The organism is Barnesiella sp. An22, assembly GCF_963931395.1.
Classification (GTDB): Bacteria; Bacteroidota; Bacteroidia; order Bacteroidales; family Barnesiellaceae; genus Barnesiella; species Barnesiella merdigallinarum.
This window is the reverse complement of the sequence record NZ_OZ007014.1, coordinates 752,372-764,721: the sequence shown is the minus strand read 5'-3', so window position 1 is coordinate 764,721 and position 12,350 is coordinate 752,372. Positions and strand designations below refer to the sequence as shown.

12 protein-coding genes are annotated in these 12,350 nt (G+C 55.7%); 6 read left to right on the top strand and 6 right to left on the bottom strand.

Annotated features, from left to right (window positions below; genetic code table 11):
* Positions 1-50: 50 nt before the first annotated feature.
* Positions 51-581 (bottom strand): 3'-5' exonuclease, encoded by a 531-nt coding sequence (locus tag ABGT88_RS03045; protein WP_087408687.1) that lies wholly within the window; start codon positions 579-581, stop codon positions 51-53.
* 138 nt (positions 582-719) lie between these two features.
* On the opposite strand from ABGT88_RS03045, the gene ABGT88_RS03040 reads away from it, so the two are divergent.
* Together ABGT88_RS03040 and ABGT88_RS03035 are read left to right on the top strand one after the other, a co-directional pair.
* On the top strand, positions 720-1,403 hold the full coding sequence (locus ABGT88_RS03040; protein ID WP_258328053.1) for a 5'-methylthioadenosine/adenosylhomocysteine nucleosidase: 684 nt from the start codon (positions 720-722) through the stop codon (positions 1,401-1,403).
* A 30-nt stretch (positions 1,404-1,433) separates the two neighbouring features.
* A complete protein-coding gene (locus tag ABGT88_RS03035; RefSeq protein ID WP_258328052.1) occupies positions 1,434-1,934 on the top strand; it encodes an S-ribosylhomocysteine lyase in 501 nt (166 codons plus the stop codon).
* Here ABGT88_RS03035 and ABGT88_RS03030 read toward each other — a convergent pair.
* Positions 1,931-2,581 (bottom strand): ElyC/SanA/YdcF family protein, encoded by a 651-nt coding sequence (locus tag ABGT88_RS03030; protein ID WP_346700352.1) that lies wholly within the window; start codon positions 2,579-2,581, stop codon positions 1,931-1,933. The genes ABGT88_RS03035 and ABGT88_RS03030 overlap by 4 nt on opposite strands.
* Before the next feature lie 166 nt (positions 2,582-2,747).
* Here ABGT88_RS03030 and ABGT88_RS03025 point away from each other — a divergent pair, with 166 nt between their 5' ends.
* Positions 2,748-3,248: a flavodoxin gene (locus ABGT88_RS03025; RefSeq protein ID WP_346700350.1), complete on the top strand. Its 501-nt coding sequence runs from the start codon at positions 2,748-2,750 to the stop codon at positions 3,246-3,248.
* A 21-nt stretch (positions 3,249-3,269) separates the two neighbouring features.
* Positions 3,270-3,617: a DUF2023 family protein gene (locus ABGT88_RS03020; RefSeq protein ID WP_300130940.1), complete on the top strand. Its 348-nt coding sequence runs from the start codon at positions 3,270-3,272 to the stop codon at positions 3,615-3,617.
* A gap of 144 nt (positions 3,618-3,761) precedes the next feature.
* Here the strand turns inward: ABGT88_RS03020 and ABGT88_RS03015 are convergent, their stop codons facing one another.
* From ABGT88_RS03015 to ABGT88_RS03000, 4 genes are all read right to left on the bottom strand, one after another.
* Positions 3,762-5,108 carry an ATP-binding protein gene (locus ABGT88_RS03015; RefSeq protein ID WP_087408695.1) on the bottom strand — a complete coding sequence of 449 codons (1,347 nt, stop codon included), beginning with the start codon at positions 5,106-5,108 and terminating at the stop codon, positions 3,762-3,764.
* A 278-nt stretch (positions 5,109-5,386) separates the two neighbouring features.
* On the bottom strand, positions 5,387-6,580 hold the full coding sequence (locus ABGT88_RS03010) for a pyridoxal phosphate-dependent aminotransferase (protein WP_346700347.1): 1,194 nt from the start codon (positions 6,578-6,580) through the stop codon (positions 5,387-5,389).
* A gap of 397 nt (positions 6,581-6,977) precedes the next feature.
* Positions 6,978-7,484: a hypothetical protein gene (locus ABGT88_RS03005; RefSeq protein WP_143240935.1), complete on the bottom strand. Its 507-nt coding sequence runs from the start codon at positions 7,482-7,484 to the stop codon at positions 6,978-6,980.
* Positions 7,485-7,679: 195 nt separating this feature from the next.
* On the bottom strand, positions 7,680-8,072 hold the full coding sequence (locus ABGT88_RS03000; RefSeq protein WP_346700345.1) for a hypothetical protein: 393 nt from the start codon (positions 8,070-8,072) through the stop codon (positions 7,680-7,682).
* Positions 8,073-8,313: 241 nt separating this feature from the next.
* Between ABGT88_RS03000 and ABGT88_RS02995 the strand changes: the two genes are divergently transcribed.
* Both ABGT88_RS02995 and ABGT88_RS02990 read left to right on the top strand, forming a co-directional pair.
* Complete coding sequence (locus ABGT88_RS02995) at positions 8,314-10,755, top strand: TonB-dependent receptor domain-containing protein (protein ID WP_346700343.1); 2,442 nt, start codon at positions 8,314-8,316, stop codon at positions 10,753-10,755.
* A gap of 46 nt (positions 10,756-10,801) precedes the next feature.
* Positions 10,802-12,277, top strand: coding sequence for a DUF4374 domain-containing protein (locus ABGT88_RS02990; RefSeq protein WP_346700341.1), 1,476 nt, complete (start codon positions 10,802-10,804; stop codon positions 12,275-12,277).
* Positions 12,278-12,350: the final 73 nt, after the last annotated feature.

Sequence of the window (12,350 nt, the reverse complement as noted above, 5' to 3'; positions counted from 1 at the left end):
TAAGGGAAAGTCAATCGATTGAGCTTCGAAAGGAGCAAAAGGCCCCACTACTACCGAAGGCGCGGCTGTACGTCGTCGTCCGGCCACAACCGCATGGCAATGCGGGCACAACCCTCGGCATCGGCCAACGCGTTGTGATGGTGGTCGAAGGGGATACCCAGATAGGCACACACCGTGGGCAGCCGATAGTTCTCGATGGCCGTGCGCGGAATCACCCGCCGCGCCTGCGTGAGGGTGCAGAGGAAATTGCCATACACATAGTCGATGCCATACATGCGGCAGGTCGCCCGCAGCACCCGTTCGTCGAAAGCCTTGTTGTGCGCCACCAGCCGCAACCCCTCGACCAGCGGCGACACCTCGCGCCACACCTGCCCGAAGTTGGGAGCATGGCAGGTATCGGCGGGGAAGATACCGTGAATCTCCTCCGAAAAACGGCGCACATAGTAGTCGGGCTCGGGGCACACCAGCCGATGCACCCGGTGCGTCACCTCGCCCCCGCGCACCACCACAAGCCCCACCGAGCAGATGCTCGTGGGTTCGTAATTGGCAGTCTCGAAATCTATGGCGACAAAATCTTTCATCGGTAAAAATATCCGGTGGCAAAAGTACGGAAAATTCCGGTGAAATCTTCACATCGCCCCGCGACGGTGAATTTCGCCACACAAATTTTGCGGTATGTGAGAATACCCCTACCTTTGCTCGAAAGAGAAAACAAGAAGATGAAAATAGGAATTATCGTAGCCATGCAGAGCGAGCTCGATTGCGTGCGTCGCCTGCTGGAAAATCCCCGCGAAGAGCGCTACGGCGCTTCGCTCTTTACCATAGGCACGAACGGTGCCCACGAGTTGATACTCACCCAGAGCGGCATCGGCAAGGTATCGTCGGCCATTCGGGCCTACGAGCTCATCGACCGCTACCACCCCGACTGCGTGCTCAACACCGGCGTGGCCGGCGGCATAGACGCCTCGATGCGAGTGATGGATATTGTCGTCGGGTCTGAGATTGTCTACCACGACGTGTGGTGTGGCGAAGGCAACGCCTGGGGACAGATACAGGGGCTGCCGCCCCGGTTCCACAGCGACCCGGCACTGGTCGAGAAGGCTCTGCAGGTAGAGACCTCGCTGCGCATCTACAAGGGGCTGGTATGCAGCGGCGACCGCTTCATCACCGACCCGGTCGAACTCTCCGAAATCAAGGCCCTCTTCCCCGAAGGCATGGCCGTCGACATGGAGTCGGGCTCCATTGCCCAGGTATGCTGCATGCGCGGTATCCCCTTCCTGAGCTTCCGCATCATCAGCGACACCCCGGGCATCGAGGGTCACCTGGCCCAATACAACCACTTCTGGGACGATGCCCCCCACCGCTCGTTCGAGGTGCTCACCAGCCTCATCGCCAAACTGTAATACATATCAATCCCTAATACATAACCCGATATGAAAAAGATACCCAGTTTTACCATAGACCACATTCACCTGCTGCGCGGCATCTACGTCTCGCGCAAGGACTATCTGGGCGACCACGTAGTCACCACTTTCGACATCCGCATGAAAGAGCCCAACCGCGAGCCCGCCATCGGCTACGGAGCCCTGCACACCATCGAACACCTGGCTGCCACCTTCCTGCGCAACCACCCGGTATGGGGCGACAAAATCGTATTCTGGGGACCCATGGGCTGCTGCACCGGCAACTACTTTCTGGTGCAGGGCGACCTTGAGTCGCGCGACATCGTCGACCTCATGCGCGAGACCTTCCGCTTCATCCGCGACTTCGAGGGCGAGGTACCCGGCGCCGCTCCCCGCGACTGCGGCAACTACCTGCTGCACGACCTGCCCATGGCCCGCTGGGAAGCCGACAAATACCTGCGCGAGGTACTCGACGTAATCGAAGAGAAAAACCTCGTCTACCCGACGGTCGAAGATACGGTTAATGATTAAAACGGCGTCTCCTCTTTCTCCCCTAAGAAGCGGGGCTGCTTGTCGGTGAGGAGATCGAGAAACATTTTCACACGGGCGAGGTACTCTCGTCCGTGTATTTTTATGTACTTGTCCCAACGCGACACGTCACGGGCATTATAGCCGACAGCCGATATGCCGCTGCTCTTGGCCAGATAGATGGCCCGCTCGTTGTGAAACTTCTGCGAGATGATGGTGAGGCTGTCCCGCCCGAAAATCTCCTTGGCTCGCACGATGGAGTCGAGCGTACGGAATCCGGCATAGTCGAGCACGATGCGGTCGGCCGGTACCCCGTGGGCCACCAGCGAATCGCGCATGCAGGAGGGCTCGTCGTAGTCGCGGTCGTGGTTGTCGCCGCTCACCAGAATATAGTCAATCTTGCCGGCTTGGAACAACCGGGCCGCAGCCTCGATGCGATAGTCGAAATAGTAGTTGTGCTCACCCTGCGGAGTAATGGGCGCCGTGCCCAACAGCAACCCCACGGTACGGTGGGGTATCGCATCGGTCGTGTCGAACGTCTTGTCTCGGGCATACCCCCTCACCCAACCGTCGCACACCACAATCACCAGCAAGACAGCCACCACGGCTGCTATTGCAATCACCCCAATCCACCTTTTGTATCGTCGCATTTTCAATTCTGTTTTATACGGCGAAGGTAGTGAAAAATAGTGAAATACTGCACTTTTTCCCTCAAACTAAGTAGGCGTGGAAAGAAAACCCCTACATGTAGGTATTGGCCGGCCGGGCCGCATGCCTTTACTTTGCCTCCGTAAAAACCAAACAACCGTTACGACGATGAAAAAAACAGGAATATTCTACGGCTCTTCGACCGGCATGACCGAGGGAGTTGCCCACACAATCGCCCAGAAACTGGGAATCGCCTCAACCGATATTCACGATGCGGCCCAACTCTCGGCCGAGAGCATCGCCCCCTACGAGGCGCTGATACTGGGCACCTCGACCTGGGGTTGCGGCGAACTGCAAGACGACTGGTACGATGCCGTAAAGGTGTTGAAAAGTGCCAATCTCACCGGCAAAACCATCGCCCTCTTCGGCTGCGGCGACAGCGAGTCGTACCCCGACACCTTCTGCGACGCCATCGGCCTGCTCTACGACGAACTGAAGGAGACAGGCTGCCGCTTCACCGGCAACCACGTGGCTACCGACGGCTACACGTTCTCCTCGTCGGTATCGGTAGTCAACGGCGAGTTCGTAGGGCTTGCTCTCGACGAGACCAACGAGGCCGACAAAACGGCCGACCGCATCGAGGCTTGGGTGAAAAACCTCGACTTGTAAACCCGCTAAACCGATATGCCCATGATGACCTGTCAATCTTTTCCGGCCGAGTTGAAAGTGTTTTTGAACCACGTCTATGAATACAAGAAAGGGGTGCGTCATATGGTGCTCTACACCACCAACCGCCGCTACGAAGAGTTTGCCGTAGACCGACTGAACAAACAGCGCATCGACTACTGCATACAGCCCATCGGCTGCAACAAGATAAACCTCTTCTTCGGCCGCCGCGAATGTATCGAGGTGATTCAGTCGCTGGCCTCGCGCCCCCTGAACGAGCTCACCCCCGAGGAGGATTTCATCCTGGGTGCCCTGCTGGGCTACGACCTGTGCGGACAATGTCAACGCTATTGTAAACGTAAAGCCAAATAAACTCTTTTCTCTCCTCCTGATCTAAATTGCAAAGGGGAAAAGAATCCTAAAATTTGAAGTTTGTTTTTAGTTGTGACGAACCCACTACGCCGCGAGGCACGGTGGGTTCTGCTGTATCGCTGAAAGATTGGCCTTGTTTATACGCTACTGCAAGCCACTCAAATCGACTTTATAGTAGGTTGGCGCCGTATGGTCTCGCTCGAGAAACATCGTCATATACACAGGGGCATACACGATTTTCCCTTCAACACGCATATTGTCATTATTGAACACGATAGCCTCGGACAGATTATACTCCTTGCAATCCATAATATTGGAAAGAGCCCGATGCGACTCATAATCTTTCCCCGATTTCACCTCGACTGGCAGCACCTTCCCCCCCGATTCAATTACAAAATCGAGCTCGCCCCGCTTCTTGTTATTATAGTAATAGGGCTCCAGACCATGCGCCACCAACTCTTGCGCTACGGCATTTTCATAAACCGCCCCGTAGTTGATGTTTTTATCGCCCTTGATAATCTGCAACTGTATACCGTCGGCATATTGGGCAGCCAACAACCCTACATCGCTTTGAAACAGTTTAAAGAGATTTCTCGAACGCGACAACAACAGCGGTACCTTGGGCTCTTCGACATTATAAACCGGAAGTGCCACACCTGCATTTTTCAACCAAAGAAAACTGTTCCGATAGCGTTCGAACTTGGCATTCTCATTCAGCCGTTTCAATATAAATCGTTTGTTCTTCGCATTGAGTTCGGGAGGAATCAATTTGAAAATCTCCTCGATATACAGTTTATTATCCGGATCATATTGGGCTATATCCCGTTTGTACAACCGAATAATATCCTGCTGTACAGCCATCACCTCTTGCAGATTGTTCGTCTCGATATACTTGTCTACGGCTGCCGGCATGCCACCCACCACCAGATAGAGGCGAAACAGTTCCATCATTCTGGCATGGACAAAATCATCGACAGGTTTGCGACAGGTCCACGAATCCCGCAAAGAATCAATGACCCGATTGCCCACGCCTACACACGACACAAACTCCTCGAAATCGAGCGGATACATATCCTTGATACCCATATAGCCAACCGGCTCCGACCGAAGGTCCTTCAGTTCGACACCCAACAGAGAACCGCTCAAGATATACCGATACGATCCCTCGTCGACCAGAAATTTAATGGCTGTTACAATCTCGGGGCACCGCTGTACCTCATCGAAAAAGATAAGGGTCTCGCCTTTAATCAAGGGCTTGGTTGTCAACGCCGACAACCGAAGGAGAATGTCATCACTGCTCCGAGCCCCACGGAAGAGCTCCACCGCATCGGGATTCTCTATAAAATTGATTTCGATAAAACTCTTGAACGCCTGCCCAAACTCCCGTATCGAATAGGTCTTACCCGTCTGTCGGACCCCGGTTATAAGCAAGGCATTACGAGAGTTCGCATAATAGTTGCGAATATAGCTGTCTATCTTACGTTTAAGCATGCAGTTTCCTTTTATCTAATGCGAAAATAACGCATTTCCTCCACTTTTCCAAGGAATTTATCGCCTATTTTGCCGCTTTTCCAAGGTAAATTTCCCCACTTTCCTCCACTTTTCCAAGATTCAAAAGTCAAATACTACCTGTGCATCCCCCTCTCCCGGTGTTCAAGACAACAGATAAAAAGCCAAACCATACCTGCACAAAAACGGCCTCCTCGCCGATTCCCCACATCCGGGGCGACAAGGAGGCCGCACTATATTATCGTTGTCGATACTGTCGCTTATTTCAACCGGGCGAGCACCTCTTTCATGCGGCGCAGGGCCTCGGTGATATTCTCCTCGGAAGTAGCATAGGAGAGGCGCAGATAGTTGGGAGCCCCGAAGGCATCGCCCGCTACGGTAGCCACATGACCCACCTCGAGGATGTACATGGCCAGTTCGGACGAAGTCTTGATGACGCGGTCGCCATCGGCCTTACCCAGATAGTAGCTAACCTCGGGGAAGAGGTAGAAGGCCCCGTCGGGGTTGTTCACCTTCAGGCCGGGAATCTCGCGGGCCAACCGTACCACCAGGTCGCGACGACGTTCAAAAGCCCGACGCATCTCCTCTACACAACTCTGGTCACCGGCAAAGGCAGCGGCAGCAGCCTTCTGGGCAATCGACGAAGCGCCCGAGGTATACTGGCCCTGCAACTTGTTGCAAGCCTTGGCAATCCACAGCGGAGCGGCAATGAAACCGATACGCCAGCCCGTCATGGCATAACCCTTGGAGACACCGTTGACGATGATTACCCGGTCGCGCAGGGCGGGGAATTGGGCGATACTCTGGTGAGCACCCACGTAGTTGATGTGCTCGTAAATCTCGTCGGCCAGGATAAAGACTTGGGGATGACGCTTCAGCACGGCAGCTAAAGCCGCGAGTTCGTCGTGCGAATAGACGCTACCCGTCGGGTTGGAGGGGGTGCACAGAATCAGCATCTTGGTCTTGGGCGTAATGGCAGCCTCGAGTTGAGCGGCACTCATCTTGAAATCCTGCTCGATACCCGTCTCTACAATCACGCTTTTGCCCTCGGCCAACTTCACCATCTCGACATAGCTTACCCAGTAGGGAGCCGGCAGCACCACCTCGTCACCGGGATTGACAAGCGAGAGAATCGTATTGCAAATCGACTGTTTGGCACCGTTCGATACCACAATCTGGTCGGGCGTAAAGTCGAGGCCATTCTCATTTTTCAGTTTTGCGCAGATGGCCTGGCGCAAATCCATATAACCCGGCACGGGCGAATAGTGCGAGAAGTTGTCGTCTATCGCCTTCTTCGCCGCATCCTTGATATGCTGAGGGGTATTGAAATCGGGTTCTCCTACACTCAGGTTGATTACATCGACACCCTGAGCCTTCAGTTCATTACTTTTCTGCGACATCGCAAGCGTTTGCGACGGTGCAAGAGCTGCCAAACGGTCGGATACTTGGTTCATGAGAATAGCTGTTTTTAGGTTTTATATACTCGTACAAAGGTAGTGAAAGTCGAGCGCCGAGGCAAATAAAAACGAAGTTTTCATTTGTACTGGGCCGAGACGCATCCTGCCTTCTGTAAAGGTAGTGAAAGTCGAGCGCCGAGGCAAATAAAAACGAAGTTTTCATTTGTACTGGGCCGAGACGCATCCTGCACTACTTATCACCCACTATAAAGGCAGCAAAAGGCAGGCAACCCAAACAAATAAAAAAATACCTTCTGCCCGGAGTCTTATTGACAGCCCGACAGAAGGCATTAAACAAACACATAACGATACGAGAACCTTCGTATCTCCTATACAATCCCCTTATGGCATAACAACTAAATCGAAATCCCCTCTTTGCGTGGCCGTAAAACAGTTATGCGGCCTTGGTCAGTGCGGCAATCTCTTTCACCCGATCGCCGTCGTAGCTCATGGGCGACATCACCGGCTCATAATCAAACGGGATAAACTCCGAAACCTGAGCCGTAGCAAAGCTCTGGTCGTCGTCGATAAAGAGGGTCAGCTTGGCTCCGGCCTTATGACCTACGGCACGAGGCAACGAACCTATCGACTGGAAGTTGCCGCTCTCGACCATCTGTTTCAAACGCGAAACCTCGCTGCTCTCGAAGAGGAGTTCGTGTTTCTTCAACACCTTACCGTTGGCCCGGCACACAGCCACCTTGTTGCCCACGGCCAATTTGATAAGACCGTAGATCAGGAAGCAAACACCCACCACAATGAGGAACAGTTTCAACGACGACTGCGGGTCGGACAACACGGCCGAAGCACCAAAGGCCACCACGGCAACCACAACCGACCACACACCGGCCATCGACACTCTCTTTTTGATTTCTACATAGGGGTTTTCTGCAAATTTAGACACATGAGTCTCTTTCTCTTTATTTTCCATTTTTGTTTCAATGCTAATAGTCAGGGTAATATTGGTTTATAAAGTCATGCGCTGCCCCGCCGCAGCACGGCACGGCGACCTCATCCTGCCGCGCACGCAGGCACGACAAGAGAGCCGGAAGCGGCAACCGGCTTCCGCAATCCGGACAGGGAACACCTGCCCGCCCTGCTAAATAAGCATTTGACAAAGCGAATAGAGATAATGCCCGTGTGAACACAACTGGGCCTTATACCCCTCGTAATCGTGTCTGATTGACTTTTCACGAAGGGTTATGAGTTGGCAGCAGCACTGCTGCGCCGAAGAGAATGCGGTGTGACTCCCTACCCGTTCGGCTACCGGCGACGAGGGGAACCGTACCGTATGGATTCCCGCCACCCGCTCGGCCGGCACAATGGCCTCAAAACTGGGCACCGGGTACGAATGGCTGTCACTGTCGGTCAGCGTATAGGGGCTCTCGGTTTCGCTACTCTGCACCCATGTCGTCTCTGCCTCCGACACATAAAACAGCGTCGAGGCCCACCCCAGTATCAGGGCAAGCGAGACCATGAGCAGATGTTTCACAAAACCTTTCATGCTGCAAACATACACAAAAAAAACGGGAGTTAGCACCCCATTCTCTACACTTTTTCGTTGTATCTTGCTCATTTTCACTTTCTTGCCAGCAACTACTCCCGGCCACAAAATCCGCTGTCGCTAACCAAGAATGGGGAGCAGCTACCCGCACAATACCTATAAAATGCGATTGTACACGTTTCGGGGTCGAAATAATTTTGCAGCGAATTACTAAAGCAAACTTTTTTCGATGAGAACAATAATCAGCACACTCCTCGCGCTCTCTGTATACACGCTTTCACTCCTCGGGACTACGGCCCAGGCGCAGCACCGCCACCATCGGGAGGGGCACCCGGCCGGAGCCATCGTCTCGGGACAAGTCAGCACAACCGAATCGGGCCAGAAGCAAGCCGTCGATTTCGCTACCGTCTACCTCAAAGGGAGCTCATCGGGAGGCTCTACCGACGAGCAGGGCCGCTACCGCCTCAAGGCACAGGCAGGCGACTATACCCTGGTGGTTTCGGCCATCGGCTACGACCCGGTCGAACGGGCCGTCTCACTCAAACGGGGCGAACACCTCGAACTCGACATCGACCTCACCCCGCGGGCCCAGGCTCTCGACGAGGTAACCGTGGTCTCTACCGGGGTGAGCCGGGTACAACGCTCGGCCTACAATACCGTGGCGGTCGATACCCGCGAGATGCGCAACTCGACCAAGAACCTGAGCGACGCCCTGGCCAAGGCCCCCGGCATGAAGCTGCGCGAATCGGGTGGCGTAGGCTCCGACATGCAACTCATGCTCGACGGCTTCAGCGGCAAACACATCAAAGTCTTTATCGACGGGGTGCCGCAAGAGGGGGTGGGCAGCTCCTTCAGCCTGAACAACATCCCCATCAGCTTTGCCGACCGCATCGAAATCTACAAGGGGGTAGTACCCGTAGGTTTCGGCACCGACGCCATCGGCGGGGTTATCAACATCGTTACCAACAAGCAGCGGCGCAACTGGTTTCTCGACGCCGCCTACTCCTACGGCTCGTTCAATACCCACAAGTCGCACGTCAACTTCGGGCAGAGCTTCAAGAACGGACTCACCTACGAAATCAACCTCTTCCAAAACTACTCCGACAACAACTACCTGGTCGATGCCGACCACGTGGAGCAGTGGAACGCCGACGGCTCGTCGATCATTACCGACGAAGTGTTTCGGGTAAAACGGTTCAACGACACCTACCACAACGAGGCTGCCGTGGCCAAGGTAGGGGTAACCGGCAAACCGTGGGCCGACCGCCTCATGCTCGGCTTCACCTACTCCCGCATGTACAAAGAGGTGCAGACCGGCGTGCGGCAATACACCGTCTTCGGCGAGAAGCACCGCCGCGGCCACTCGCTCATGCCCTCGCTCGAGTACAGCAAGCGCGACCTCCTCACCCGGGGGCTCGACCTCACCTTCACGGCCAACTACAACCGCAACCTCACCACCAATATCGATACCGCCAGCTACCGCTACAACTGGTTCGGCGAGCGCATCCGCAAAACCAACGGCCGGGGCGAGCAGAGCGAACAGTATGCCCGGGCCTACAACGACAACTGGAGTGCCACCCTCACCCTCAACTACCGCATCAACAAGGCCAATACCCTCACTTTTAATAATGTGTGGAATCTCTTCCACCGCACCAATGCTTCGCTGCTCACCGGCACCGAAATCGAGAACGAATTTGCCAAGGATACCCGCAAAAACATCGCCGGACTCTCCTACCGCCTCATGCCCTCCGACCGGTGGAACCTCTCGATTTTCGGCAAATACTACGACCAGCGGGTATCGGGTCCCATGGCGACCGACGACAAGGGTACCGACTATGTCATGGTCCACCGCTCCGTGCAACAGGCCGGCTATGGAGCCGCCGGTACCTGCTTCGTGCTGCCCGGTCTTCAGGCCAAACTCTCCTACGAGAAGGCCTACCGCCTGCCCACCATCGAGGAGATGTTCGGCGACGAGGACCTCGAGAGCGGACAGGTGAACCTCCGCCCCGAAAACAGCCACAACGTCAACCTCAACCTCAGCTACTCCCGCACCCTGGGCCGCCACTCGTTCTACCTCGAGGGGGGACTGCTCTATCGCAACACCCGCGACTACATACAGCGCAACATCCAGGACCTGAGCGGCGGCAAGGAGAATGCCACCTACACCAACTACGGCAAGGTGGTGACCAAAGGCTACACACTCTCGGCCCGGTACAGCCTGGCCCGGTGGCTGAGCCTCGGCGGCAACTTCTCGCACATGGACATACGCGACATGGAGAAGTACCAGATTGGCAGCACCGGCAACTCCACCCCCAACCTCACCTACAAGGCCCGTATGGCCAATGTGCCCTACATGTTTGCCGACAGCGACATCAGCCTCTACTGGCACGACCTGGGACGGAAGGGCAACCTGCTCACCCTCACCTACGACAACCAGTATCTGCACAGCTTCTGCTACAACTCCGAGGTGATAGGGACCAACAGCAGCGCCTACATGATTCCCGACCAGTTCTCGCACAACCTCACAATCAGTTACAGCCTGCACAACGGGCGATACAACCTCTCGCTGGAGTGCCGCAACTTCACCGACGAGCGTCTCTACGACAACTTCAGCCTCCAGAAAGCGGGCCGCGCCTTCTATGGCAAGATACGGGTCCACTTCGGCGACTGATTGCCCAAACCGATAACAAGAATTATTCACTTAAAATCATACACATATGAAAAAGTTCTCCTTCATCCCCACCAGTTCGATACTCCTGACCGCGGGCCTGCTGCTCGCCTCGTGCCAGGAAGATGGCCCGGCCCTTCCTTCGGGGCTTACCGGCCTGACCGAAGTCGCCAAAGGCAACTATGTGATTGCCGCCACGGTAGGCACCGGCAACAACGCGACCCACGTGCTGCTCACCGCCGACCGCCTCGACGACCCCAACTGCAAGGTGACCCCTACCGTACAGGGCACCCAGAACGACGGCGCCACCTACTGGGTATTCTACGGCGGGCAGTCGCTCTTTGCCCTCAACTACAACCAGGGTGAGGCCGGGCAAACCGCCTCGTACAGCCTCAACACGGCTTTCGAGATGACCAAGGACCCGCGCACCTACCGACTGAGCCGGTTCACCACCTACGGCCTCTACAACGATTACATCATGACCACCTCGTCGGGCAACGGCACCATCGATGCCCAAAGCTACACCTACACCGACAAGAGCGGCCAGAGCCTCACCGAAACCTACTACCCCAAACACTTCCTCCCCGCCTACATCGATGCCCGTAACCAGACGGCTACCGACGGGAGCGGTGCCGGCGACATCCGCCTGCGCTCCGAGAACTTCCTCGGCAACGGCGAGTATGTGACCCTCGCCGGACTGGAACAGGTGGACAACTACCTCTACTCGGCCGCCGTCCCCATGGGGCTGAGCCAGTGGGGCTACATACAGACGGTCGACGGCCGGGCCCACGGCTATGTGCGCGAGGGGTACGACGACCTGGTCAAGACCGAGTCGGGAGGCTCGGGCAGCGGCTCCTACAAAGCCAACGAACTGCAGTGGACCCAATACCCCGACGAGTGCTGGGTGGCTCTCTTCAAAGACGAATCGCTCACCGAGCACAAGGTCATCAAGAGCGACAAGATCAGCTACGCCTGCGGCCGCAACCGCTCGCAATACTACCAGATGGTATGGAAAGCCGACGACGGCTACCTCTACGTGCTCTCGCCCAGCTATGCCAAGACCATGAGCGATGCCCGCCAGCAAACCACCCTGCCGGCCGGCGTAGTGCGCATCGACACCCGCGCCGCGTGGGACGAGATTGATTTCGACCCCACCTATTACAAAGCCTTGAAAAATGCCGATGGTACCGAAGCCGCCTTCCTGCGCAGCTGGTATATCGGGGGCAACTACTTCATGCTGCTGGCCTACGATGCCCAGGGATTCAAGGGCACAGCCAACCGCCTGGTCATCTTCGACACCCAGGGCGACGGTACCCTGCGCGAGGTCTCGGGCCTCCCCGCCGATATCAGTGCCTTGAGCAACACCCCCTATATCGACGAGAACGGGCACGCCTTCGTCGTGGTAAGCACCACCAGCGGCTACCCCACCGTATATAAGATAGACCCCGCCACGGCCTCCGCCTCGAAAGGGCTCACCATCGTAGCCACGAGCGTGGCTGGCGTAGGACAACTGCAAGCACGATAACCCCCGCCGACAAGCAAAAAAAGAGCCTGCCGATGAACCTTATTCTCGCAGGTTCTTTTTAATTTTACATGCT